Here is a 24,891-nt window from a genome sequence, read left to right on the forward strand (position 1 = left end):
GCTTGTCGGCGCGGGAGGCGATCTCCGCCGTCACCGGGAGCTTCACGGAACACCGTCCCGCCGAGCGCCCCGTCCCCCCGGACGGTCCGCTCGGCTGGAGCGGCTACGGGGACTCCAGGGCGCGCGCCTCGGCGCGGACCGGCGAGGAGGAGTCCGTCCTCTACGGGACCGCCGTCGTCGGCGGCCGGGAGTGCGTCCTGGTCTCCTTCGAATTCGGCTTCCTGGGCGGCTCACTGGGCGGGCACACCGGAGACCGTCTGGAAGCCGCGTACGCGCTGGCGGGTGAACGGCGGCTGCCGCTCGTCTCACTCGTCGCCACCGGGGGCAGCCGGATGCAGGAGGGCATGATCGCGCTGATACAGCTCCAGCGGGTGGCCCGCGCGTCCACCGCCCTGAGGGCCGAAGGGCTGGCGCAGATCGCGGTACTGCGGGATCCGACGACCGGCGGCGGCTGGGCCACGGTGGGCGCGGGCGCCGATGTGGTGCTGGCGCTGCCCGGGGCTCAGATCGGTTTCGCGGGTTCCCGGGTACGGCCCGCCGACGCGGATCCGTACGCGTACACCGCCGAAGGGCAGCTGGCGGCGGGCCAGATCGACGCGGTCGTCACACCGGACGAGCTGCCCGGGACGCTGGGCCGCTGGCTGGCCGCACTGACGGTCACGGGCCCGGCGCAGGCCGCCCCGGTGCCGGTCGCACTGTCGGCCGCGGGGCTGCCCGCGACCGGCTGGGACGCGGTGCGGCAGGCACGGGCGGCGTCGAGGCCCCGGGCCGAGGCCTATCTGGACGCGTACTTCGAACACCGGCTGCCGCTGAACGGCGACCGCTGCGGCGGCAGGGATCCGGGGCTGCTCTGCGGAGTGGGCCTGCACGCCGGGCGGCCGGTGGCGTACGCCGCCCAGTGCGGCACCGCGACCCGCCCGGCGGGCTACCGCACGGCTGCCCGGGTGATCCGGCTCGCGGACCGGCTCGGCCTCCCCGTACTCACCCTGATCGACACCCCCGGCGCGGCCAACGACGCCGATGCGGAGCGGGCGGGCGCGGGCGCGGCCATCGCCGACGCCTTCGCGGCGGTCGCCGGTGCCCGTGTCCCCGTGACGACGCTCGTGATCGGCGAGGGCGGCTCCGGCGGCGCACTGGCACTGGCCGCACCGGGCAACACCCACGTCACCGCGGACAGTTACTTCTCGGTGATCGCGCCGGAACTGGCGGCGGCCATCCTGAAGCGCGGTCCGGACGAGGTGCGGTCCACCGCCGACCAGCTCCGGCTGCGCCCCCAGGACCTGGTGGAGCTCGGAATCGCCCGGTCGGTCGTCGGCCCCGCCGGGCCGGAGGGCTGAGACGCACTCGGCGCGCCGCTCGGGCGACGGTTGGCTAGCGTGACAAAAAGGACCACCCGTCGACTGAAGAAAGGTCCGAGTCATGGCCGCAGAATCCGAGGGCACTCCGTGCTGGGCCGACGGTACGTTCGGCGACCTCGAGGGGGCGAAGCGTTTCTACGGTGAGCTCCTGGGCTGGACGTACGCCGAATCGATGCCGGAGTACGGCGACTACACCCAGGCCTATGCGGACGGCAAGGCGGTCGCCGCGCTGTCGCCTCCCATGCCGGGCCAGGAGGCACCGAACGCCTGGTGCCTGTACCTCGCGTCACCGGACGCCGCCGCCACCACCGCGAAGATCCGCGAGCACGGCGGTGATGTGCTGGTGGAACCGATGCGGGTCGGCGACTTCGGGACGATGGTGCTGGCCGCCGACCCCGGCGGGGCGGCCTTCGGGGTGTGGCAGGCGGCGAGCCACAAGGGGTTCGAGGCGCAGGCGGTGCCCGGCGCCTTCGCCTGGGCCGAGGTCTACACCCGGGAACCGGCGAAGGCGGACGCCTTCTTCTCGGGCGTCTTCGGGTACGGGGTGAAGCACCTGGACGACGCCGCGATCGACTTCTCGCTCTACGACCTGGGCGCCGACCCGGTGCTCGGCCGGATGAAGATGGGAGAGGAGTTCCCGCCCCAGGTGCCGGCCCATCTGAACGTCTACTTCGGCGTCGCCGACTGCGATGCGGCGGTGGAGAAGGCGAAGTCGCTGGGGGCTGAGCTCCGGTTCGGTCCGATGACCATCCCGTTCGGCCGGTTCGCGTCCCTGACGGACCCGCAGGGCGCGGTGTTCTCACTGTTCGACCCCTCGACGACCGGGGGCGAGATGCCGAGCGTCACGGAGGTCTCCTGACCGGTTTCCCGGACCCTTCCGGCCGCGGCCCCAGGACCTGGTGGCCCTGGGGTCACCCGCTCGGCCGTCGGCCCGGCAGCGGTCACGCCCCGTTCGCCGCTCCGGCCCCCGCGACGAGCGCGCGCAGCCGAGGGGCGACTTCCTCGCCCACCCGGTAGGCCTCCTCCAGGTGCGGATAGCCGGAGAGGATGAACTCGCCGATCCCCAGGCGCTGGTACTCGTGGAGCCGTTGGGCCACCTCGTCGTGCGAGCCGACGAGCGCCGTGCCTGCCCCTTCCCGTACGAGCCCGATGCCCGCCCAGAGGTTCGGGGCGACCTCCAGCTTCGCGGCGTCGGCCGAGCCTCCGTGCAGCGCGGCCATCCGGGCCTGCCCGGTGGAGTCCATGCGGGCGAACCGTTCCTGGCTGGCCCGGACCGCCTCAGGGTCGATGCCCGCGAGGATGCGGTCCGCTTCGGCCCACGCCTCGGTGGCGGTGTCCCGGCTGATGATGTGCAGCCGTAGTCCGTAGCGCAGCTCGGGGGCGGCCTCGCGGAGCCGGGCGATGCGCTGTGCGAGGGCCGCGGGCGGTTCACCCCAGAGCAGCTGTACGTCGGCCCGGCGCGCGGCGACGGCCTCGGCGGCCGGGGATGCGCCGCCGAAATAGAGGGGGACGGGGTGCTGGAGGGCCGGGTCGTGGAGCTGGGCGCCCTCGATCCGCAGATGCTCACCGCTGTGGTCGACGCGCTTGCCGTCGAGGAGGTCACGCAGGACGGCCATCACCTCGTCGGTGCGCGCGTAGCGCTGGTCGTGTGCCAGGTGATCGCCGTACGCCCGCTGTTCGTCCGGGTCGCCGCCGGTGACGACGTTGAGCCTGAGCCGCCCGCCGGCGAACCGCCGGAAGGCGTCGGCCTGCTGGGCCAGCAGGGTCGGGCTGGCGAACCCGGCACGGAAAGCGACCAGGAACCCGATGCGGTCGGTGTGCTGGGTGAGAGCCGCCGTGAGGATCCACGGATCGACGCATCCGAGCCCCACAGGGGTCAGCAGCGAGTGGAATCCGGCCTGTTCGGCGGCGCGTGCCACCTGGGTCAGATAGCCGATGTCCGCGGGACGGCGGGTGGCCGCGCCGGTCCTCCCCTGAACGGCCGTGACCCCGCCGGGATCGCGGCCGTCGCCGCCCGTGGGAAGGAACCAGTGGAGCAGGAGCGGGTTCTCGGGCATGGCGGGTCCTCGTGGATCGGTGGCGGGGAACGCACGACGGGCGTACGGGTGCACAGGTGGACGGGTGCACCGGCCAGCCGGGGTGTCCGGGTGGAGAGCAGGAACGCGAAGGCGTCAGAAGGCCGGCTGCGGAGGCCGGTGGGGTGTCACGTCAGCGACAGGACGGACAGCGGAAGCCGGCCCGACAGAGCATGGTCGATATGCGCAGGAGATCCACGTGACGGCGTGACACGAGAGCTGTGACCATGCGGGCATCCTGTCGGCGCCACGGGCACGGGGACAAGCGGCGCCCGTATGACGGACAGCGCCGTATCGAGAAATGGACGAGAGGCTCTCCACGGGACAGCACTCAGGGCTGCGGATCGCGCGCGTCGTACCGGGCGAAGCCGCGCCAGCGCAGCCCGAGCAGGCACACCACCAGCACACAGGCGATGCCGCCGCCGGTGACCGCCACGGCCGGGGACGTCAGGTCGGCGACGGATCCGGCCACGAGATCGCCGAGCCGTGGGCCGCCCGCCACGACGACGATGAACACGCCCTGCAGCCGGCCGCGCATGTCGTCCGGGACCGCCGCCTGGAGCATGGTGTTGCGGAAGACCATCGAGATGGAGTCCGCGCACCCGGCGAGCGCGAGCAGGACCAGCCCGAGCCAGAGCTGCCGGGTGAGCCCGAACACGGCGATGGCCCCGCCCCAGCCGCACACGGCGATCAGCACCGCGAGCCCGTGCCGCCGGATGCGGCTCAGCCAGCCCGAGAACACGCTGCCGAGCAGGGCTCCCAGTGCCGGGGCGGCTACCAGCAGTCCGGTGGTCTTGGCGTCGCCGCCGAACCAGACCACGGCGACCACCGGGAAGAGGGCGCGCGGGTGGGCGAGCACCATGGCGCTCAGGTCGCTGAAGAAGGTCATCCGCAGATTGGGCCTGGTGCCGAGGAAGCGCAGACCGTCCAGGACGGACGCCCGCTTGGCGCCCTTCTCCCCCTCCGCCCGGTCGGGCAGCATCGAGGGCAGCCGCCACATCGCGTACAGCGAGGCGGTGAAGGTGACGGCGTCGACGGTGTAGGCCGCCCTGTATCCCCACCAGCCGACGATGAGGCCGCCGAGCATCGGCCCGGCCAGGCCGCCGGTGGTGGATGTCATGGCGTTGAGCGCGTTGGCCGCGGGCAGCTGTTCGGCCGGGAGCAGCCGGGCGATCATCGAGCTGCGGGCCGGGGAGTTGAGCGCGAAGCACACGGCCTGGAGGGCGACGACCACGTAGAGCAGCCCCACGTGCTCGACCCCGGCGAAGGTCACCGCGGCCAGCACGACGGAGAGCAGGAACGATCCGGTGGCGCTGAAGAGCCCCAGCTTGCGCCGGTCGACGGTGTCGGCGACCGCCCCGCTGTACAGCCCGAGGAGCACCAGCGGGACGAGCGAGCAGAGACCGATCAGCCCGACGGAGAACGCGGACCCGGTGATGTCGTAGACCTGGAGGGAGACGGCCAGCGCCGTCATGCCCTGCCCTATCCAGGAAACGGTGTTCCCGTACCAGAGCCGCCGGTAGTCGGGGGAGGAACGCAGTGGCGTCAGGTCGGCGAGTATGCGTGTGCGAGGTACACCTTGTTTGGCTTTTTCGGTCACACGGGATGGTAGCGACCCCGTCCGGGGAGCCGGACCGGCACCTGTGAGGACCCGATCTCACGACTACCTGGCAGGACCGCTCCGGCACCGTACGGCTCGATTCGCGCCGGGACGGTGGTCTGTCGGCGGAGTTCCCGGGCACGCGTGAGGTGGACGGCGCCCTGTGGAGGGCGTCCACGAGGAGGACCCATGCCTGCCGGCGGAACGCTGGGCTACAAGGGGCTCGACCTGATGCCGCCCTGGTTCGTCGTCGTGGTGGTGGCTCTCGCCGCTGTCGGAATCGTGCTGGCCTACCGCCGGGGACGGCGCTGACGTCACCCCGTTTCGAGGGCACCGGTTCGGGGATGGCCAGGACCGCGGCCAGGACGTGCGGGGAGACGAAGACTTCGTCATCGTCGGACTTCCTCGGCCGCCGAGGCGGTGCGGCGCCGGCCGGTGACCTTGGAGGCGGGCAGCCTTCCGGCCTTTGAGGTACCGGCCAGGGTGTCGCCGGTGACCGTCACGGCGAAGGACAGGTTCAGGCGCATGGGCTTGGTGACGGCCTGCTTCCAGGTGAGACGGTCGCCGTCGAGGGCGACATCGCTCAGCGGGACCTCCTCCCCCGCGCCGTGGGCGACCCCGGACAGGACGCCGCCCTCACGGCGTAGTTCGACGACGGCCTCGATCGAGCCGATGGGCGTGGCGACGGACAGGTCCCAGGTGCCTTCGACGGGCATGTGCACTTTCCTTCGGTGAGGTGTGGGGCGAGCGGGCGGAGGCGTTCGTCAGAGGGCGGCGGCGGCCGGCCCCTGGGCACGCCAGACGATGCCGCGTCGCTCGTGGGCGAACAGCTCCTCGACGGCGTGGGCGATCTGCGGGCCCACCTCGCGCTCCAGGAGGTGGAGGGCCAGGTCGAGTCCGGAGGTGACGCCCGCACCTGTGATGACGTCGCCGTCGTCGACGACGCGTGCCCGCACCGCGTGGACGCCGGTGGCGTCGAGCATGTCCAGACCCATGTGGTGGGTGGTGGCGTGCCGGCCCTCCAGGAGGCCGGCCATGGCCAGGACGAGCGAGCCGCCGCACACCGCGCCGACGATCACTTCGGGATTGTCCACCGCTTCCCTCAGCAGAGCGGGCAGCTCGGTGGTCAGCGTGCGGCCCAGCAGCACCGGGATGAATTCGTCCTGCTGCCACTGCCCGGCGCCCAGTTCGTGCTCGGGCACCTCGCCGGGTTCGCCGACGCGGCCCGAGGCCCCGGGGACGAGGATCAGGCCCGCTCGTGCGGGGTCCAGCGCGGCCGTGGCGCGCAGCGCCAGGGCCCCGGTGCCGCTGACCACCTCGCGCGGTCCTTCGGCGGACACGAGCTCCACGGTCACCATCCCGCCGGAGGCGGCGCCGCCGGCGTGGAGAACTTCGTACGGCGCGATGACGTCGAGGGGGTCGAAACCGTCGAACAGGACGATCTGGGCGTGCATGGGGAGAGTCCTCGGGGTCCGGGCGGCCCGGTCCGCGCCGGGTTCGCCTCCGACGCTAATCCGCCGCGCCCCTGCCTCCCACAGGCGTGAACGCCACATACCAACGGGATAGCGCCATGGTCAGCCATGGCCTCCTGAGCTGGGACTACAACGGATTCTCTGATCCCTGGGCGCTGGCGGCCATCCGGCGGACAGGTATCTTCGCGCCATGCATACCGTTGCCGTCCTCGTGCTGGACAAGGTGATCCCGTTCGACCTCTCCACCCCGATCGAGGTCTTCACCCGCACGCTCCTCCCCGACGGCCGTCCCGGCTACCAGATCCGTGTGTGCGCCGAGCAGCCCGAGACGGACACGGGTTCTTTCACCCTGCGCGCGCCCTGGGGGCTGGAAGGGCTCGCGGGCGCGGACACGATCATCGTGCCCGGCACCGCCGACCCGGCGGCACCGATCAGCCCCGCCGTCCGCGACGCACTGCGGGCCGCCGCCCAGGACGGCACACGCATCGCGTCCATCTGCTCGGGCACGTTCCCGCTGGCCGCCACGGGGCTTCTGGACGGTCTGCGGGCCACCACCCACTGGATCGCGGCCGACCTCCTGGCCGCCTCGTACCCGGACGTCGAGGTCGACCCCGGTGTCCTGTACGTCGACAACGGCCAGATCCTCACGTCGGCCGGCGCCGCCGCCGGCCTGGACCTGTGCCTGCACATGATCCGCAAGGACTACGGATCCGCCGTCGCCGCCTACGCGGCCCGGCTGTCCGTCATGCCGCTGGAACGCGAGGGCGGACAAGCGCAGTTCATCGTCCACGACTACGCGCCCACCCCTCGGGGGAGCACGCTCGACCCCCTTCTCGGCTGGCTCCAGGAGAACCTCGCCACCGAGCTCACCCTCACCGACATCGCGGCCCACGCCGGAACCAGCACCAGGACGCTGATCCGCCGCTTCCGCGAACAGACCGGCACGACCCCCCTCCAGTGGCTCCACCGCGCCCGCATCCGCCAGGCCCAGCACCTCCTGGAGTCCACCCACCACACGGTGGAACGCATCGGCGCGCAGGTCGGCTTCGGCTCACCGACCGCCTTCCGTGACCGCTTCAAGAAGACGACCGGCGTCAGCCCGCACAGCTACCGCCGCGCCTTCAGCTGACACAGCCGCAGACGGCCCCTCCGCAGTGGACGAGCCAGTCGTACGATCCGGTGACCGGCGCGGCGCCAGGGAAGGGAAGGGGCGAGACTGCCCGCACGGGCCCGCTCTCACGGGGGGCGCTCTTGCGGGGGCACGGGCATTCGGCCCGGCGTTGCGGCAGTAGAAACGTTCCTGCCTGTGAAACCTTGGTGGGGCGGGTGGGACTCGAACCCACGGCCGACGGATTATGAGTCCGCTGCTCTAACCGGCTGAGCTACCGCCCCGTTTCGGCGTGGCGCGTACAAGTGTGCGCGCCGTCTGCCGCAGCATAGCCGGTCATACGATCTCCTGCTGCGGATGGTCGGCTTCGCGTGACCATGAAGACCTCGCAGCGTGCTGCCCGGTTCCAGGCCGTACGGAATCACTCCGAAAGAGTCACGGACCGGCCCCTCGCGGGCACACGAAAAAGGACCCCGAAGGGCCCTTTTCCGTATCGCTCCCCCGACTGGACTCGAACCAGTAACCCTCCGGTTAACAGCCGAATGCTCTGCCAATTGAGCTACAGGGGATCGCGCTCCCCCGACTGGACTCGAACCAGTAACCTGCCGGTTAACAGCCGGCTGCTCTGCCAATTGAGCTACAGGGGATTGCTGCGTTGCCTCGAATCGTACCTGCCTGGCTGCTGCCGAGCGGCGCGCGTTCGCTGCGACACATACATTAGCGCAAGCAGGGGGGTGCTCCGCCAATCGGTATCCCCCGGGGTGATCTCGGGTGTCTGCGGGTAGGCGGGCAGCACACGTCGCACGGAGCGAAGGAAGGGTGGCACCCATGCGGTACCGGCTCACGTTCATCGCCGGAGTGGCGCTCGGTTACGTGCTCGGCACGCGAGCCGGGCGCGAGCGTTACGAGCAGCTGAAGAAGGCCGCGCAGACGCTGGCCGAGAATCCCGCTGTGAGGAACGCGGCGGAGTCCGCCGCGCACGGCAGCCGGGACTTCGCCGGCAAGGCGTACCACTCGGTGAGCGAGAAGGTCGGGGACAAGGTCCCCGTGTCCGTCTCCGACCGGGTGCGCTCGCTGCGGGAGCGCAGCGGCCACAACGGCAGCGACGACTGGGGTACGACGAACACCTGAGGCCCGCTCCCGTGCCGGGCGGTTCCCGTCACGGGAGCGGTCCGGTACGGGAACGGTCCGCGGGTGCGGCAGAATCTTGTCCATGGGCATAGTGGCCGGCTTGGACAGTTCATCCGCCTTCACGCACATCGTCGTCTGCGACACGGACTCCGGTGAGGTGCTGCGGCAGGGGTACGCCGCGCATCCCATCGAGGCGAAGGCCTCCGAGGTGGATCCGCAGGCGTGGCTGCTCTCACTCGGTGAGGCGGCCTCCGGAGGGCTGCTCGAAGGCGTGCAGGCCATCGGTGTGTCCGCGCAGCAGCACGGGCTGGTGCCGCTGGACCACCAGGGCAATCTCGTGCGGCCGGCGCTGCTCGGCAACGACAGGCGGGCGCAGGCGGCCGCGGCCGATCTGATCGACGGGCTCGGAGGGCGGCAGCCCTGGGCCGAGGCCGTCGGGGCAGTGCCGCAGGCCTCGCAGCCCGTGGCGAAACTGCGCTGGCTGGTGCGGAGCGAGCCGGAGAACGCGCAGCGGGTCGCCGCGGTCCTGCAGCCGCACGACTGGCTGGTGTGGCAGCTCCTCGGCCGGCCCGCCCGACGGACGACGGACCGCGGTGCCGCGTCCGGCACCGGTTACTGGTCGGCGGGTTCCGGTTCCTACCGGCCCGATCTCGTGGAGCTGGCGCTCGGCCACCAGGCCGCGCTGCCCGAGGTCCTCGGCCCGGCCGACGCCGCCGGGACGACGCCGGAAGGGCTGCTGATCTCGGCGGGCACCGGCGAGACGATGGCCGCAGCCTTCGGGCTGGGCGTCGCCGTCGGGGACGCCGTCGTCTCACTGGGGGCCTCGGGCTCGGTGATGGCCGTGCACCACGAGGCGCTGGCCGACCCGACGGGGATGATCACCTCCTTCGCCGACGCCACCGGCATGCATCTGCCGGTGGTCCACACGTCGAACGCCGTCCGCGCACTGCGCGGTACGGCGGAGATGCTGGGCCTGGAAGGACTGGACGAACTGTCCGCCCTGGCGCTGAAGTCGACGCCGGGGGCCTCGGGCCTCGTCCTGCTGCCGTATCTGGAGGGTGAGCGCACCCCGCATCTGCCGCACACCGCGGGAACCCTGAGCGGGCTGCGGCGTGAGTCGATGAAGCCCGAGCACCTGGCGCGGGCCGCCTTCGAGGGGATGCTGTGCTCGCTGGCCGACGCGCTGGACGTGCTGCGGGACCGGGGCGTGGAGGCGCGGCGGGTGTTCCTGCTGGGCGCGGCCGCCGAACTGCCCGCCGTACAGGCGCTGGCGCCCGCGGTGTTCGGCACCCAGGTCGTCGTGCCGCAGCCCGCCGAGTACGCGGCGCTGGGTGCGGCCCGGCAGGCGGCGTGGGCCCTGGGGGTCTCGCAGGGGACGCTCGATCCGCGCACTCCCCCGGCCTGGCAGGGTGCGGCGGCGCAGGTGCTGGAGCCGGGTGAGGAGCTCGCGGTGGGCCGCGCGGTGCGCCAGCAGTACGGGGCGACCCGGGACCAGATCCACCCCGGGGCGTTCGGCGGAACCGTCTGAGGAGCGAGTCCCGGAATTTGACCCGGGCTTGAGCAAAAGCGTTGGCGGTCGTGGACCGGAGTGCCGGAGTATGGATCGGCCTCTGCCATCCGCCGACTCCGAGAGACTCGTGTGCTCATAAAACTCCTACGGACCTATCTGGGTCCGTACAGACGTCCCATCGTGCTGCTGGTGCTGCTCCAGCTCCTCCAGACCTGCGCAAGCCTCTATCTGCCCAGCCTCAACGCGGACATCATCGACAACGGTGTCGTGCAGGGTGACACGGGTTACATCCTGGAATTCGGCGGCGTGATGATCGCCGTCAGTGTCATCCAGATCGTCTGCAACATCGGGGCGGTCTACTACGGGGCCCGGACGGCGTCCGCGCTCGGACGCGACGTGCGGGCGTCGGTCTTCGGCCGGGTTCAGTCGTTCTCCGCGCGCGAGCTGGGCCGGTTCGGCGCTCCGTCGCTGATCACCCGTACGACCAATGACGTGCAGCAGGTCCAGATGCTCGTCCTGATGGCGTTCACCCTCATGGTGTCGGCGCCCATCATGTGTGTCGGCGGCGTCATCATGGCGCTCGGCCAGGACGTCCCGCTGTCGGCGGTGCTGCTGGCCGTGCTGCCCGTCCTCGGCATCTCGGTGAGCCTCATCGTGCGGAGGATGCGGCCGCTGTTCCGCACGATGCAGGTACGGCTGGACACGGTGAACCGCGTGCTGCGCGAGCAGATCACCGGAAACCGCGTCATCCGCGCCTTCAACCGCGACGGCTACGAGGAGGAACGCTTCCGCGGCGCCAACACGGAGCTGACGGACGTCGCGGTGTCGACGGGACGGCTGATGGCCCTCATGTTCCCGACGGTGATGACGGTGGTGAACCTGTCGTCCATCGCCGTGGTCTGGTTCGGGGCGCACCGCATCGACAGCGGCGGGATGCAGATCGGGGCGCTGACCGCGTTCCTCGCCTATCTGATGCAGATCGTCATGGCGGTGATGATGGCCACCTTCATGTTCATCATGGTGCCGCGCGCCGAGGTCTGTGCCGAACGCATCCAGGAGGTCCTGGAGACCGACTCGAGCGTGGTGCCGCCAACCGCTCCGGTCACGAAGCTGCTCAAGCACGGCCATCTGGAGATACGGGGCGCGGAGTTCCGCTTCCCGGGCGCCGAGGAGCCGGTGCTGCGCTCGGTCGATCTCGTGGCGAGGCCCGGGGAGACGACCGCGATCATCGGGTCGACGGGCAGCGGGAAGTCGACGCTGCTCGGACTCGTACCGCGGCTGTTCGACGCGACGGACGGCGATGTACTCGTCGACGGTACGGACGTGCGGACGCTGGATCCGGTCCTGCTCGCGAAGACCGTCAGCCTGGTCCCGCAGAAGCCGTACCTGTTCTCGGGGACGGTCGCGACGAATCTGCGCTACGGCAATCCGGACGCGACCGACGAGGAGCTGTGGCACGCGCTGGAGGTGGCGCAGGCGAAGGACTTCGTGGAGCGGCTGGAGCACGGCCTCGACGCGCCGATCTCGCAGGGCGGCACGAACGTCTCCGGCGGCCAGCGGCAGCGGATCGCGATCGCGCGGACGCTGGTGCAGCAGCCGGAGATCTATCTCTTCGACGACTCGTTCTCGGCCCTGGACTACGCGACGGACGCCGCGCTGCGCGGCGCGCTGTCCCGCGAGACGGCGGGGGCGACCGTGGTGATCGTGGCCCAGCGGGTCTCCACGATCCGTGACGCCGACCGGATCCTGGTGCTGGACGAGGGCCGGGTCGTCGGGACGGGAAGCCATCACGAGCTGATGGAAGGCAACGAAACCTACCGGGAGATCGTGCTCTCCCAGCTGACGGAAGCGGAGGCCGCCTGATGGCAGGACCGGGCGGACGGATGATGGCCGGAGGGCCCACCGAGCGGTCCATGGACTTCAAGGGGTCCGGGAAGCGGCTGCTGAGAAGGTTCAGCAAGGAGAAGTCCTCGCTGTATCTGATGCTGGGCGCCGGGACGCTGAGCGTGGCGCTCTCCGTCGTGGGGCCCAAGATCCTCGGCGGGGCCACGGACCTGATCTTCGGGGGTGTCGTCGGACGGCAGATGCCGGACGGCACGACGAAGGAGCAGGCCATCGACGGCCTGCGCGAGCAGGGCAACGGCGGGCTCGCCGACATGCTGACCGGGGTGGACTTCACCCCGGGCGAGGGCATCGACTTCGGTGCGGTGGGCCAGGTCCTGCTGGCGGCGCTGGTGGTCTACGTCGGCGCGGGACTGCTGATGCTGGTGTCGACCCGGCTGTCGATCCGGGTGATCAACCGGGTCGTCTTCCAGCTGCGCGAGGACCTGCAGACCAAGCTGGCACGGCTCCCGCTGTCCTATTTCGACCGGCGGCAGCGCGGCGAGGTGCTGAGCCGCGCGACGAACGACATCGACAACATCTCGCAGACGATGCAGCAGACGATGGGCCAGCTCATCAACTCACTGCTGACCATCGTCGGCGTGCTGATCATGATGTTCTGGATCTCGCCCCTGCTGGCCCTGGTCGCGCTGGTGACGATCCCGCTGTCGGTGTTCGTCGCGGCGCGGGTCGGCAAGCGGTCGCAGCCGCACTTCGTGGCGCAGTGGAAGGTGACGGGCAAGCTCAACGCCCACATCGAGGAGATGTACACCGGCCACACCCTGGTGAAGGTCTTCGGGCGGCAGGAGGAGTCCGCGAGGGACTTCGCCGAGCAGAACGACGCGCTGTACGAGGCCGGGTTCAAGGCCCAGTTCAACAGCGGGATCATGCAACCGCTGATGATGTTCGTGTCGAACCTGAACTATGTGCTGGTCGCCGTCGTCGGCGGGCTGCGCGTGGCGTCGGGCGCGCTGTCGATCGGTGACGTGCAGGCGTTCATCCAGTACTCGCGGCAGTTCTCGATGCCGCTGACGCAAGTCGCCTCGATGGCGAACCTGGTGCAGTCGGGCATCGCGTCGGCCGAGCGGGTCTTCGGCCTGCTGGACGCCGAGGAGCAGGCTCCCGACCCCGATCCGGCCGAGCGGCCGGAGGAGCTGCGCGGCAGCGTCTCGCTGGAGAACGTGTCCTTCCGGTACGACCCGGAGAAGCCGCTCATCGAGGATCTCTCGCTGAGCGTCGAGCCCGGCCACACGGTCGCGATCGTCGGCCCGACCGGCGCCGGCAAGACGACGCTGGTCAACCTGCTGATGCGGTTCTACGAGGTGTCGGGCGGCCGGATCACCCTCGACGGGGTCGACGCGGCGAAGATGTCGCGCGACGAACTCCGGTCGGGCATAGGCATGGTGCTCCAGGACACCTGGCTGTTCGGCGGCACGATCGCGGAGAACATCGCCTACGGTGCCTCGCGCGACGTGACCCGGGAGGAGATCGAGGAGGCTGCGCGGGCGGCCCACGCCGACCGTTTCATCCGTACGCTGCCCGACGGTTACGACACGGTGATCGACGACGAGGGTGCCGGGGTCAGCGCGGGCGAGAAGCAGCTGATCACCATCGCGCGGGCGTTCCTGTCCGACCCGGTGATCCTGGTGCTCGACGAGGCGACCAGCTCGGTGGACACCCGTACCGAGGTCCTGATCCAGAAGGCGATGGCGCGGCTGGCCCACGGCCGTACGAGCTTCGTGATCGCGCACCGGCTCTCCACCATCCGGGACGCGGACATGATCCTGGTGATGGAGAACGGCTCGATCGTCGAACAGGGCACGCACGACGAGCTCCTGGCGGCCGAGGGTGCCTACGCCCGGCTCTACGCGGCACAGTTCGCCCAGGCCCTGGCCGAGGTCGACTGACGGCTCCGTCCGGCGGCGTGACGAGGGGAACGGGGGCGGGGACGGCTCGTGAGGGCGGTCCCCGCCCCCCGCCGTGCCGCTCAGTCCAGATAGCCGCGGAGCTGGTCGGCGAAGGCGTGGTCCCGCAGCTTGTCGAGGGTCTTGGACTCGATCTGGCGGATGCGTTCGCGTGTCACGCCGAAGATCCTGCCGATCTCCTCGAGCGTGCGGGGCCGCCCGTCGTCCAGTCCGTAGCGCAGCTGGACGACCTTCCTCTCCCGTTCCCCGAGCGTGGAGAGCACCGCCTCCAGGTGTTCGCGCAGCAGCAGGAAGGCCGCGGACTCCACGGGTGAGGCGGCGTCACCGTCCTCGATGAGGTCACCGAAGGCGACGTCGTCCTCCTCGCCCACGGGGGCGTGCAGGGACACGGGTTCCTGGGCGAGACGCAGGACCTCGCCGACGCGTTCGGGCGTCAGGTCGAGCTGGGCCGCGACCTCTTCGGGGGTGGGCTCGTAGCCGCGTTCCTGGAGCATGCGGCGCTGGACGCGCACGACCCGGTTGATCAGCTCGACGACGTGCACCGGGACTCTTATGGTCCTGGCCTGGTCGGCCAGTGCGCGGGACATCGCCTGACGGATCCACCAGGTCGCGTAGGTGGAGAACTTGTAGCCCCGTGCGTAGTCGAATTTCTCGACCGCCCTGATCAGTCCGAGGTTCCCCTCCTGGACCAGGTCGAGCATGGTCAGGCCCCGGCCCACGTAGCGTTTGGCCACGGAGACCACGAGGCGGAGGTTGGCCTCGATGAGCCGGCGTTTCGCCATCCGCCCCATGACCACGAGCCGGTCCAGATCGAAGGCGAGCCGGGAGTCGGGGTCAGGGGTGCCGGCGAGCCGTTCCTCGGCGAAGAGCCCCGCCTCGACGCAGCGGGCGAGGTCCACCTCCTCGGCGGCGCTGAGCAGCGGTATCCGTCCGATCTCCCGTAAGTACTGGCGGAAGAGGTCGGACGTCGGGCCGCCTGCTTCCGGACGGCTCCGCGGCTCCGGGAGCTCCGGGGCCTCCACCGGTTCCTCCAGTACCGGTTCGGGCGTGCCCGCCGTCTCCGGGTGACGTGTGACCCGGTTCTGCGCGGGAATCGCCGGGACATGCTCGGTCGTGGTCGGCACGGTCCGGGTCTGCACGGGGGCGACCTCCAGGTGATCGCTGCCGGATCGCGGGGATGGAGGTCCGTCCCGGACGGACCGGTCGCGCTCCGATGACTCAGGCACCGCCACCCAGTGTGGGGTACGACACATCACCGCCACGAGGGGCGTGCGGTGACTTTTTGCGTCCGGAGCGTAACGGGGTGCTGATCCGGCTCAGAGGGCGTCGGCGCCGTGGCTCCGCAGCGACTGGGCGTACTGCTGGAGGACCCAGACCTCGTTCTGAGCGGCGGCCAGGTGCTCCGGGGCGACATTGCTGCCGAGGCGGGCGAGGCTGCCCTGGACGTCGTCGATCCTGCGGTCGACGGCGCGGAGGCGGACCTTGACCAGGTGCTGGCCGGCGTACGACTCGTCGATGGACTTGCCGTGGAAGACCTCGACCGCGAGCTCTGTGACGAGCTTGCGCACCGTGTCGTCGGGGGTGGCGTCGAGCACCTGGACCAGGTACTCGCGGGTCTCGGCGACGCCCAGCTCGGCGCCGCCGGCCTCCGCGATGCACTGGCGCACCGCCGCGTACGGCGGGGCGGTGAACTCGTCGATGCCGTAGGCGTCGAATGCGGGCGACACCAGCGCGGGCTTCTGCAGGGCGAGCTTGAGCAGCTCGCGCTCAGTGCGGTGGGCGGGGCTGCGGAGATTGAGCGCGGGGCCGGACTGGGCAGCGGGGGCCTGGACCTGCTGGCGCTGCGCGCCCTTGCGCGAGGCCGGCCCGGGTCCTCGCTGCTCTCCCCGCCCGCGGGCCCACTGGGCGAGCTGGTTGACCCGGTGGACGACGAATTCCTGGTCGAGGATGCCGACGAAGCCGGCGAGCTGGACGGCCACCTCTCGCTGCACACTGCTCGTCTTGATCTTGGCGACGACGGGCGCGGCCTCGTCCAGGGCCGCGGCGCGGCCGGCCGGGGTCTCCAGGTCGTAGCGGCCGACGATCTGGCGGAGCGCGAATTCGAAGAGCGGGGTGCGGGGCTCGACCAGGTCGCGGACGGCGTCGTCGCCCTTGGCGAGCCGCAGGTCGCACGGGTCCATGTTGTCCGGGGCGATCGCGATGTAGGTCTCGGCGGCGAACTTCTGGTCGTCCTCGAAGGCGCGCAGGGCGGCCTTCTGACCTGCTGCGTCACCGTCGAAGGTGAAGATCACCCGGGCGCTGCCGTTGTCCATCAGGAGCCGGCGGAGGATCTTGATGTGGTCGCCGCCGAACGCCGTCCCGCAGGTGGCGATGGCCGTGGTGATCCCGGCGAGGTGGCAGGCCATCACGTCGGTGTAGCCCTCGACCACGACGGCCCGGCTCGCCTTGGCGATGTCCTTCTTGGCCAGGTCGATGCCGTACAGCACCTGGGACTTCTTGTAGATCGAGGTCTCGGGGGTGTTGAGGTACTTCGGGCCGTTGTCGTCGTCGCGGAGCTTGCGGGCGCCGAAGCCGACGATCTCTCCGGAGGTGTCGCTGATCGGCCACATCAGCCGGCCGCGGAAGCGGTCGATGGGGCCGCGGCGGCCGTCCTGGGAGATGCCGGAGCTGATGAGCTCCTTGTCGCTGAAGCCCTTGCCGCGCAGATAGCGGGTGAGGTGGTCCCAGCCCGCCGGGCTGTAGCCGACGCCGAAGTGGGCCGCCGCGTCCTGGTCGAAGCCGCGTTCGGCGAGGAACTTCCGGCCGATCTCGGCTTCGGGGCCGTTCAGCTGCTCGCGGTAGAAATCGGCGGCGATCTTGTGTGCCTCGACCAGCCGGATCCGCTCGCCGCGCTGGTGGGAGGGGTTGTAGCCGCCCTCCTCGTACCGCAGGGTGATGCCCGCCTTGGCGGCGAGGCGCTCGACCGTCTCGGAGAAGGTGAGGTGATCGATCTTCATCACGAAGGCGATCGTGTCGCCGCCCTCCTGGCAGCCGAAGCAGTGGAACAGGCCCTTGCCCGGGCTCACCTGGAAGGAGGGGGACTTCTCGTCGTGGAAGGGGCAGAGACCCTTGAGGTTTCCGCCGCCCGCGTTGCGCAGCTGAAGGTACTCGGACACGACGGCGTCGATCGGGACCGCGTCCCGGACCGCCTTCACGTCGTCGTCATTGATCCTGCCTGCCACGGGTGAAGTCTACGGGTGGGGCCGGACATCCGGGACCGGCCGGCAGCGGGGGCACCGCCCCCGGGCGCCGGACGTCCCGGATGTCCGGGCCACCGGTCAGAGCAGGGAATCCAGGGGCACCGACGGGTCGCCCAGGGTGTCCGGGTCGACCGGCCGGGCGGCCTTGATCAGCTTCTGGATGTCCTCGGTGACGTCCCACACATTGACGTTCATCCCGGCGAGGACCCGGCGGTCCTTCAGCCAGAAGGCGATGAACTCGCGCTTGCCGGCATCGCCCCGGATGACGACCTGGTCGTACGAACCGGGCGGCGCCCAGCCCGAGTACTCCAGCCCGAGGTCGTACTGGTCGGAGAAGAAGTACGGCACCCGGTCGTACGTCACGTCCTGGCCCAGCATGGCCTTCGCGGCGGCGGGTCCGCTGTTCAGGGCGTTCGCCCAGTGCTCCACGCGCAGCCGCCCGCCGAAGAGCGGATGGTCCACGGACGCGATGTCCCCGGCGGCGTAGATGTGCGGGTCGGAGGTGCGCAGCGAGGCGTCGACGACGACACCGCCGCCCTGGGCCCGGTCCGCCATGTCGAGCCCGGCGGCCTCGGCGAGCGAGGTGCGCGGGGCCGCGCCGATCGCGGCGAGCACGTCGTGGGCGGGGTGCTCCTCGCCGTCGTCGGTACGGGCGGCGAGGACCAGGCCGTCCTCCCCGGTGATCTCTGTGAGGCGGGCGCCGAAGTGGAAGCGGACGCCGTGCTCGGCGTGCAGATCGGTGAAGATCTGGCCGACCTCCGGGCCGACGACGTGGTGCAGCGGGGTCGCCGAGGGGGCGACGACGGTGACCTCGGCGCCGTAGCCGCGGGCCGCCGCGGCGACCTCCAGGCCGATCCAGCCGGCTCCGGCGATCACCAGGTGTCCGTTGTCGCGGCCGAGGGCCGCGAGGACGTTGCGCAGCCGGTCGGAGTGGGCGAGACGACGCAGATGGTGGACGCCGACCAGGTCGGTGCCCGGGATGTCGAGGCGGCGGGGCTCGGCGCCCGTGGCGAGCAGCAGCTTGTCGTAGTGGACGACGGTGTTGTCGCCGAGTTGGACGGACCGGCCTTCCCGGTCGATGGAGGTGACCACCTGGCCGAGGTGGAGCTCGATGTCGGCGCCCGCGTACCAGGCGGTCCTGTGGACGAAGACGGAGTCCCGTTCGTCCTTGCCCAGCAGATAGCCCTTGGACAGAGGAGGCCGCTCGTACGGATGGTCGCGCTCGTCGCCGATGAGGATCACCCGGCCGCTGAAACCCTCCGCCCGGAGTGTCTCGGCCGCCTTCGCTCCGGCGAGTCCTCCGCCGATGATGACGAACGTCCGATGTGCGTCGACCACTTGATGCCTCCTCGGTACTTGGCTGCGCGGCGCCTCCACCTGCGAGCGTCCCGCACGCAGCGTGATGGCGAAAGAGGGTGTGCCCCGATCAGGTCACAGCCGCTGGCATGTGGCCCGGTCATGGTCCAGTCTGCCGGGCGCCCGTGAGTGTTCCGTGAAGGGACCGCGCGGAGGCGTCCGTCAGTGCGGCGATCTGGTCGACGAGGACCCTCTTGCGGGCCCGGTCGTCGGGCGCCGCCGCGTACAGGGCGCGGAACTGCGGCTCGAGTCCTTCGGGCGCGCGTGCGGTGAGGGCGGCGGCGAGCTCGGCGATGACGATCCGCTGCCCGGCGCGGATGACCTCCTGTTCGGCACGCTGCATGACGTAACGGTCCGCGACGGCCTTGAGCACGGCGCACTCGTTGCGGACCTCGCGCGGGACGATGAGCTCGGCGCCGTATCTGCCGAGTCGTCCGGGCCCGTACGCGGCGTGGGTCGCGGCCTCGGCTGCGAGGCAGAACCTGCCGATGAGCTGGCTCGTCGCGTCCTTCAGCCGGGCCTGGGCGACCGCGGTGCCGTCGTAGCCGTGCGGCCACCACTCCTGGGCGGTGAGCCGGTCGAGGGCGTCGGCGAGCTCCTGGGGGTCGGTGTCCGCCGGGACGTAACGGCCGATGGCGACGTCCCAGATCTCCGCGCGCTCCGGCCCGGAGAAGAGGCAGCCGGGGTCGATGTGTCCGGCGTGCAGTCCGTCCTCGAAGTCGTGGACCGAGTAGGCGACGTCGTCGGACCAGTCCATGACCTGGGCCTCGAAGCATCTGCCGTCCTGCGGCGCCCCCTTGCGGGCCCAGGCGAAGACCGGCAGGTCGTCCTCGTACACCCCGAACTTCGGTGAGCCGGGGTCGGTGGGGTGCGCGCCCCGGGGCCAGGGGTACTTGGTGGCGGCGTCCAGGGCGGCCCGGGTGAGATTGAGCCCGACGCTGACGAGCTCACCGCTGCGGGGGTCGCGGACGAAGCGCTTGGGTTCGAGTCGGGTCAGCAGCCGCAGCGACTGGGCGTTGCCCTCGAAGCCGCCGCAGTCCGACGCGAAGTCGTTGAGCGCCTGTTCGCCGTTGTGGCCGAAGGGCGGGTGGCCCATGTCGTGGGAGAGGCAGGCCGCCTCCACGAGGTCGGGGTCGCAGCCGAGGGCGGCACCGAGCTCCCGGCCGACCTGGGCGCACTCCAGGGAGTGGGTGAGGCGGGTGCGCGGGCTGGCGTCCCAGGCCCCGCTCCGGGTGCCGGGCGTGACGACCTGGGTCTTGCCGGCGAGCCTGCGCAGGGCGGCGGAGTGGAGCACCCGCGCCCGGTCGCGCTGGAACGCGGTGCGGCCGGGCCGTTTGTCGGGCTCGGTGTCCCAGCGCTCGGTGTCAGCTGCGCCGTACGGCGTGTCCCTGGGGTCGTGCGTACCGTCCATGTCCCCGAGATTAGACGGACGGACTGACGGGGAGGGTCAGGCGGAGGCCAGGAGCTGCGGGTGCGTCAGGGCGCCGTAGGCGGGCGCCTCACCGGTCAGGGCCTTGTCGTAGCGGTGCAGCAGGAGACGTGCCATCGCCGGGTGCGCGCCGAGCGGTGCGGCGGCGATGCCCGGTGCTGCGGCGGCCGAGACGGTCGCGAAGCGGCCGGGTGCCGTGAAGTACGAGGCGAGGGCCACCCGGTGGCGGCCGCGTGCGGCGAGTGCGCGCAGGGCGGCCGGCACGTCCGGCCTGGCCGCCGACGCGTACGCGGGGACGACGGGGACCCCGCCGAGGCGGTCGCTGAGCATGGCGGCGGTACGGCGCGCGTCGACGTCCGAGTCGGGGTCGCGTGACCCGGCGGCGGCGAGCACGACGGCGGCGTTGCGGCTCGTGCCGTCCTCGTCCCGCCAGCCGGCCTCGACGAGGCGCTCGTACAGGGCCTCGACGAGCAGCGGATGCGGTCCGAGCGGGGCCGCCACACGGGTCCGGAGGTGGCTCGCGGCCGCCGCGGCGAGGGGCAGGTCGTGCCGGACGTGGTGGCCGCGGCCGAGCAGCAGCGGCACCAGCACGGCGTCACCCCGTCCGATGCCGTCCAGTGTGTCCGGCAGCAGGGGTTCGTTCAGCTCGATGTGGCCGAGCCGGACGTCGAGGCCGGGCCGCAGCTCCCGTACCCGGTCCAGGAGCTCCAGGACGGTGCGCAGGGCCTGCGGGTCCCGGCTGCCGTGCGCGACGGCGACCAGGGTGGGGGCGGATCTCCGTATGCGGTGCATAGGCCTGCGGGTTCCGTTCAGGGAGACGAGGCTGAGCTGGGTTCCGAGCTGGGAGGTGATGCGGGTCAGGAGTTGCGCTGTGCTGTCGAGGGGCAGGGGCTCACGGGGGTGTTCCGATGCCGACTCCGTCATGGACCGATGGTGCCGGGCGGACGTTGCCGGGCCGTTTCGCACCGGTGACGGGTGTTTGCCTCTGTCTCACGGCAAGGGCGCCGGCGGTGTCAGTACCTGTTCATACCGGCCCGGCGAACCTTTCGCCCTCGTCGTTCGTCCCTTCCATGAGGAAACCGGTACGAGCGCGGGGGGGCGCCGCATGCGGCTGAGGACACCGGAGGGACTCGGCCGTGCGCGGCTGAGGGCCCTGAGAGGGCTCGCCGCCGCACGGCCGCGGCTGCCGAGGACCCGTCGGGGGCAGCGGCGGCTGGTGCAGGCGCTGATGGTCGCCTGTGCGGTGGCGCTGGCGCCCGCCACGTGGCTGCACACCACGGCCGACGCCCGGGTCCGGACGACGGCCGACGCCCCTGCGCAGCAGGTCGCAGTGGTGTTCGGGGCGGGGCTGTGGGAGGGCCGTCCGTCGCCGTATCTCGCACACCGGCTGGACGCCGCCGCCGAGCTGTACAGGGCCGGCAAGGTCCGGGTCGTGCTCGTCACCGGGGACAACAGCCGCGTGGAGTACGACGAACCGGATGCCATGCGCACGTATCTCACGGCGCGCGGTGTGCCGGACGGGCGGATCGTCAGCGACTACGCGGGCTTCGACACCTGGGACTCCTGCGTCCGGGCCAAGAAGATATTCGGGGTCGACCGGGCCGTCCTGGTGAGCCAGGGCTTCCACATCCGGCGGGCGATCGCGCTGTGCCGCTCGGCCGGGATCGACGCGTACGGGGTGGGGGTCGACGCCGTACACGATGTGACCTGGTACTACGGCGGGACGCGGGAGGTGTTCGCGGCGGGCAAGGCGCTCCTGGACGCGGTGTTCGAGCCGGATCCGCACTTCCTGGGTCCGCGGGAGCCGGGGGTGGCGGAGGCGCTCGCGGGTGACCTCACGGCGACGGGCGGGGCGGGCTGAGGTGCGCGTACCGGGGGCGTAACCGGACGCACCGGTACTCGTAATACCGGCCTCGCACGCTGGGTGTATGGCCCGCACCGAGACGTCCACCCACTGCCCGTACTGCGCGCTCCAGTGCGGGATGAAGCTGCGACCGGTCACCGACGGCGGGGTGGTCGAGGTCGTGGAGCGCACCGAGTTCCCCGTCAACCGGGGAGCCCTGTGCGGCAAGGGGCGCACCGCGCCCGCCGTGCTCGCCGCCGGTGTCCGGCTGACCGGGCCCCTCGTGCGCGACGCGGGCGGTGAGCTGGCGCCGGCGAGCTGGGGCGAGGCGCTGGAGCGGATCGCGGACGGGCTGCGCGGGACGCGGGCGGAGCACGGCGCGGACGCCGTCGGTGTGTTCGGCGGGGGTGGGCTCACCAACGAGAAGGCGTACGCCCTCGGGAAGTTCGCCCGGGTGGTGCTCGGCACCTCGCAGATCGACTACAACGGCCGCTTCTGCATGTCGTCGGCGGCCGCCGCGCACCAGAGGGCCTTCGGCCTCGACCGCGGGCTGCCCTTCCCGCTGGAGGACATCCCCCGGACCGGGTGCGTGATCCTGGTCGGCTCGAACCTCGCGGAGACGATGCCGCCCGCGCTGCGCTATCTGACCGAGCTGCGGGAGAACGGCGGCAGGCTGATCGTCATCGATCCGCGCCGGACCAGGACCGCCGAGCAGGCGGATCTGCACCTGTCGCCCCGGCCGGGCACGGACCTGGCCCTGGCGCTCGGCATGCTGCATCTGGTCGTGGCGGACGGGCGGGTGGACGAGGACTTCGTCCGCACCCGGACGACCGGCTGGGACGAGGCCAGGGCGGGTGCGATGGCGCACTGGCCGGAACTGGTGGAGCGCCTCACCGGGGTGCCCGTGCCGCAGCTGCGTGAGGCCGTGGAGATGTTCTGCGGGGCGGAGAGCGGGATGGTGCTCACCGCGCGGGGACCCGAGCAGCAGGCCAAGGGCACGGACACGGTGGGGGCGTGGATCAACTTCTGCCTGGCCACCGGCCGCGCGGGCCGCCCGCTGTCCGGCTACGGCTGCCTGACCGGCCAGGGCAACGGCCAGGGAGGGCGGGAGCACGGCCAGAAGGCCGACCAGCTGCCCGGCTACCGCAAGCTCACGGACCCAGCGGCGCGCCGCCATGTGGCCGGGGTGTGGGGCGTCGACCCCGACACGCTGCCGGGGCCGGGGCGCAGCGCGTACGAGCTGCTGGACGCGCTGGGGCGGGATGTGCGGTCGCTGCTGGTCATGGGGTCCAACCCGGTCGTGTCGGCGCCGAACGCGGGGCACATCGAGGAGCGGCTGAAGTCGCTGGACTTCCTGGCGGTCGCGGATGTGGTGCTGTCCGAGACGGCGGCGCTGGCCGATGTGGTGCTGCCGGTGACGCAGTGGGCGGAGGAGAGCGGGACGACGACCAGCCTGGAGGGCCGGGTGCTGCTGCGGCAGCGTGCGGTCATGCCGCCGGAGGGGGTGCGCAGCGACCTGGAGGTGCTGAACGCGCTGGCCGGGCTCCTGGGGCACGGCAAGGGGTTCCCGGCCGATCCGGAGGAGGTCTTCGAAGAACTGCGCCGGGCGTCGGCGGGTGGCCCGGCCGACTACGCCGGCATCACGTACGCCCGGATCGCGGCGGAGGACGGGGTGTTCTGGCCCTGTCCGGACGAGGAGCACGCCGGGACGCCGCGGTTGTTCCTGGAGCGGTTCGCGACGGACGACGGGCGGGCCAGGTTCGTCCCGGTCACGCACCGGGCCGCCGCTGAGGAGACGGACGCGGAGTACCCGGTTGTGCTGACGACCGGACGGGTCGTGTCCCAGTACCAGTCGGGGGCGCAGACCCGCCGGGTGGCCGAGCTGAACGCGGCCGCGCCCGGGCCGTTCGTGGAGCTGCATCCGCGGCTCGCCGAGCGGATCGGGGTGGCCGAGGGCGAGAGCGTCGCGGTCACCTCGCGGCGGGGGCGGGCGGTGGCACCGGCCCGGATCACCGTGGCGATCCGGCAGGACACCGTCTTCATGCCGTTCCACTGGCCGGGCGAGGGCCGGGCCAACTCCCTGACGAACCCGGCGCTGGACCCGGTGTCGCGGATGCCGGAGTTCAAGGTGTGCGCGGTGCGGGTGGAGGCCGCCGGCTGAGCCAGTCGCCGCTCGGTACGGGCGTCCCGCCGGTTCGCAGGGAGCGGGCGACGGCGGTCGCGGCGAGATAGACCCAGGCGCGGACGGGCTCACCGGGGACGCCCTCGTCACAACCGCCGGCGGGTGCGTCCGGCAGCGTCCCGGGAAAGGCCCGGCGGGCCACCCGCTCGTACAGATTGCGCGGGTGGTCCGGCCCCAGGTACTGCTCCAGGTCGTCCAGGAGCCCGAGCAGCTCGGCGTACGCCCCGGGCGCGGCGGTGACCAGCGCGCCGTGGACGGTGCCGTGGCCCTCGATCGCGTACGGGTAGCCGGGGCCCTCGTAGAGGAGGGCTCCCGGCAGCACCGCCGGGAGCTCCTCGCGGGTGCGGCCGAGGAGGAACCGGTCGTGGTTGGCCTCTCCGGGGAGCAGCGTGCCGTACACGAAGAAGGGCAGCCGGACGTCCGTCACGGCGTCGCCACGGGCGCCGTCTCCGCGGACACCCAGGCGAGGTAGCGATCGCTGCCGCGTACGACGGGGACCGCGATGATCTCCGGCGTCCCGTAGTCGTGCGCCGCGACGAGGTGGGCCTCCAGCTCGTCGTACCGCTCGGCGGTCGTCTTGAACAGCACCTGCCGCTCCTCGCCGGTCTCGACGGCGCCCTCCCACCGGTAGACGGAGGTGACGGGCGCCGAGATCTGGGCGCAGGCGGCGAGCCGTGCCTCCACCGCGCCCCGGGCCAGGGTGTGGGCCTTCTCCTCGCTGTCCGTCGTGGTCAGTACGGTCAGCCATACGGGCTCGGTCATCCCCGGGTCTCCTCGTTCTC

General features: G+C 71.7%; 21 protein-coding genes and 3 tRNA genes. 10 read left to right on the forward strand and 14 right to left on the reverse strand.

Annotated features, from left to right (window positions below; all coding sequences use genetic code 11):
* The first annotated feature begins 2 nt into the window (after positions 1–2).
* Both ACFWFI_RS00850 and ACFWFI_RS00855 read left to right on the forward strand, forming a co-directional pair.
* Positions 3–1,337 carry a carboxyl transferase domain-containing protein gene (locus ACFWFI_RS00850; protein WP_387384016.1) on the forward strand — a complete coding sequence of 445 codons (1,335 nt, stop codon included), beginning with the start codon at positions 3–5 and terminating at the stop codon, positions 1,335–1,337.
* An 82-nt stretch (positions 1,338–1,419) separates the two neighbouring features.
* Positions 1,420–2,217 (forward strand): VOC family protein, encoded by a 798-nt coding sequence (locus ACFWFI_RS00855; protein WP_387383950.1) that lies wholly within the window; start codon positions 1,420–1,422, stop codon positions 2,215–2,217.
* 82 nt (positions 2,218–2,299) lie between these two features.
* On the opposite strand, the gene ACFWFI_RS00860 is transcribed toward ACFWFI_RS00855, so the two are convergent.
* Both ACFWFI_RS00860 and ACFWFI_RS00865 read right to left on the reverse strand, forming a co-directional pair.
* On the reverse strand, positions 2,300–3,415 hold the full coding sequence (locus ACFWFI_RS00860) for an LLM class flavin-dependent oxidoreductase (protein WP_387383952.1): 1,116 nt from the start codon (positions 3,413–3,415) through the stop codon (positions 2,300–2,302).
* 349 nt (positions 3,416–3,764) lie between these two features.
* The gene (locus ACFWFI_RS00865) at positions 3,765–5,033 is read right to left on the reverse strand and encodes an MFS transporter (protein WP_387383954.1); all 1,269 of its coding nucleotides are present in this window, start codon (positions 5,031–5,033) and stop codon (positions 3,765–3,767) included.
* 189 nt (positions 5,034–5,222) lie between these two features.
* Here ACFWFI_RS00865 and ACFWFI_RS00870 point away from each other — a divergent pair, with 189 nt between their 5' ends.
* Positions 5,223–5,345, forward strand: coding sequence for a hypothetical protein (locus ACFWFI_RS00870; protein ID WP_387383956.1), 123 nt, complete (start codon positions 5,223–5,225; stop codon positions 5,343–5,345).
* 77 nt (positions 5,346–5,422) lie between these two features.
* On the opposite strand, the gene ACFWFI_RS00875 is transcribed toward ACFWFI_RS00870, so the two are convergent.
* Positions 5,423–5,749, reverse strand: coding sequence for a hypothetical protein (locus ACFWFI_RS00875; RefSeq protein WP_387383957.1), 327 nt, complete (start codon positions 5,747–5,749; stop codon positions 5,423–5,425).
* Positions 5,750–5,797: 48 nt separating this feature from the next.
* Positions 5,798–6,487 (reverse strand): DJ-1/PfpI family protein, encoded by a 690-nt coding sequence (locus ACFWFI_RS00880; protein WP_387383959.1) that lies wholly within the window; start codon positions 6,485–6,487, stop codon positions 5,798–5,800.
* A gap of 208 nt (positions 6,488–6,695) precedes the next feature.
* Here ACFWFI_RS00880 and ACFWFI_RS00885 point away from each other — a divergent pair, with 208 nt between their 5' ends.
* Positions 6,696–7,634: a GlxA family transcriptional regulator gene (locus ACFWFI_RS00885; protein ID WP_387383961.1), complete on the forward strand. Its 939-nt coding sequence runs from the start codon at positions 6,696–6,698 to the stop codon at positions 7,632–7,634.
* A gap of 186 nt (positions 7,635–7,820) precedes the next feature.
* On the opposite strand, the gene ACFWFI_RS00890 is transcribed toward ACFWFI_RS00885, so the two are convergent.
* The 3 genes from ACFWFI_RS00890 to ACFWFI_RS00900 all read right to left on the reverse strand — a co-directional run bounded on the left by ACFWFI_RS00890 (position 7,821) and on the right by ACFWFI_RS00900 (position 8,260).
* Positions 7,821–7,897: transfer RNA gene (locus ACFWFI_RS00890), tRNA-Ile, on the reverse strand.
* Positions 7,898–8,109: 212 nt separating this feature from the next.
* Positions 8,110–8,182, reverse strand: a tRNA-Asn gene (locus tag ACFWFI_RS00895).
* Between the two features lie 5 nt (positions 8,183–8,187).
* Positions 8,188–8,260: transfer RNA gene (locus tag ACFWFI_RS00900), tRNA-Asn, on the reverse strand.
* Positions 8,261–8,441: 181 nt separating this feature from the next.
* On the opposite strand from ACFWFI_RS00900, the gene ACFWFI_RS00905 reads away from it, so the two are divergent.
* The 4 genes from ACFWFI_RS00905 (at position 8,442) to ACFWFI_RS00920 (ending at position 14,042) form a co-directional block, all read left to right on the forward strand.
* A complete protein-coding gene (locus ACFWFI_RS00905; protein ID WP_387383963.1) occupies positions 8,442–8,744 on the forward strand; it encodes a YtxH domain-containing protein in 303 nt (100 codons plus the stop codon).
* An 82-nt stretch (positions 8,745–8,826) separates the two neighbouring features.
* Entirely contained in the window at positions 8,827–10,272 is a 1,446-nt protein-coding gene (locus ACFWFI_RS00910; protein ID WP_387383965.1) for an FGGY family carbohydrate kinase, read from the forward strand.
* Between the two features lie 111 nt (positions 10,273–10,383).
* On the forward strand, positions 10,384–12,117 hold the full coding sequence (locus tag ACFWFI_RS00915) for an ABC transporter ATP-binding protein (protein WP_387383967.1): 1,734 nt from the start codon (positions 10,384–10,386) through the stop codon (positions 12,115–12,117).
* On the forward strand, positions 12,117–14,042 hold the full coding sequence (locus tag ACFWFI_RS00920) for an ABC transporter ATP-binding protein (protein WP_387383969.1): 1,926 nt from the start codon (positions 12,117–12,119) through the stop codon (positions 14,040–14,042). Before ACFWFI_RS00915 ends, ACFWFI_RS00920 begins: the two co-directional genes overlap by 1 nt.
* An 80-nt stretch (positions 14,043–14,122) precedes the next feature.
* On the opposite strand, the gene ACFWFI_RS00925 is transcribed toward ACFWFI_RS00920, so the two are convergent.
* The 5 genes from ACFWFI_RS00925 to ACFWFI_RS00945 all read right to left on the reverse strand — a co-directional run bounded on the left by ACFWFI_RS00925 (position 14,123) and on the right by ACFWFI_RS00945 (position 21,008).
* Positions 14,123–15,199: an RNA polymerase sigma factor gene (locus tag ACFWFI_RS00925; RefSeq protein WP_387383971.1), complete on the reverse strand. Its 1,077-nt coding sequence runs from the start codon at positions 15,197–15,199 to the stop codon at positions 14,123–14,125.
* A 177-nt stretch (positions 15,200–15,376) separates the two neighbouring features.
* Positions 15,377–17,281 (reverse strand): DNA primase, encoded by a 1,905-nt coding sequence (gene dnaG, locus ACFWFI_RS00930; protein WP_387383973.1) that lies wholly within the window; start codon positions 17,279–17,281, stop codon positions 15,377–15,379.
* A 96-nt stretch (positions 17,282–17,377) separates the two neighbouring features.
* Positions 17,378–18,637, reverse strand: a complete 1,260-nt coding sequence (locus tag ACFWFI_RS00935; protein ID WP_387383975.1) for an NAD(P)/FAD-dependent oxidoreductase — start codon at positions 18,635–18,637, stop codon at positions 17,378–17,380.
* Positions 18,638–18,755: 118 nt separating this feature from the next.
* Entirely contained in the window at positions 18,756–20,066 is a 1,311-nt protein-coding gene (locus tag ACFWFI_RS00940; RefSeq protein ID WP_387383976.1) for a deoxyguanosinetriphosphate triphosphohydrolase, read from the reverse strand.
* A gap of 36 nt (positions 20,067–20,102) precedes the next feature.
* On the reverse strand, positions 20,103–21,008 hold the full coding sequence (locus ACFWFI_RS00945; RefSeq protein WP_387383978.1) for a sirohydrochlorin chelatase: 906 nt from the start codon (positions 21,006–21,008) through the stop codon (positions 20,103–20,105).
* A 181-nt stretch (positions 21,009–21,189) separates the two neighbouring features.
* On the opposite strand from ACFWFI_RS00945, the gene ACFWFI_RS00950 reads away from it, so the two are divergent.
* A complete protein-coding gene (locus ACFWFI_RS00950; protein WP_387383980.1) occupies positions 21,190–21,945 on the forward strand; it encodes a SanA/YdcF family protein in 756 nt (251 codons plus the stop codon).
* A gap of 67 nt (positions 21,946–22,012) precedes the next feature.
* A complete protein-coding gene (locus ACFWFI_RS00955) occupies positions 22,013–24,088 on the forward strand; it encodes a molybdopterin oxidoreductase family protein (RefSeq protein WP_387383982.1) in 2,076 nt (691 codons plus the stop codon).
* On the opposite strand, the gene ACFWFI_RS00960 is transcribed toward ACFWFI_RS00955, so the two are convergent.
* Together ACFWFI_RS00960 and cutA are read right to left on the reverse strand one after the other, a co-directional pair.
* Complete coding sequence (locus tag ACFWFI_RS00960) at positions 24,051–24,536, reverse strand: gamma-glutamylcyclotransferase family protein (protein WP_387383984.1); 486 nt, start codon at positions 24,534–24,536, stop codon at positions 24,051–24,053. The two genes, ACFWFI_RS00955 and ACFWFI_RS00960, sit on opposite strands and share 38 nt — an antisense overlap.
* Positions 24,533–24,871 carry a divalent-cation tolerance protein CutA gene (gene cutA, locus ACFWFI_RS00965; RefSeq protein ID WP_387383986.1) on the reverse strand — a complete coding sequence of 113 codons (339 nt, stop codon included), beginning with the start codon at positions 24,869–24,871 and terminating at the stop codon, positions 24,533–24,535. Before cutA ends, ACFWFI_RS00960 begins: the two co-directional genes overlap by 4 nt.
* Between the last annotated feature and the right edge of the window lie 20 nt (positions 24,872–24,891).

The sequence above is a fragment of the Streptomyces sp. NPDC060209 genome, assembly GCF_042728155.1.
Lineage (GTDB): Bacteria > Actinomycetota > Actinomycetes > Streptomycetales > Streptomycetaceae > Streptomyces.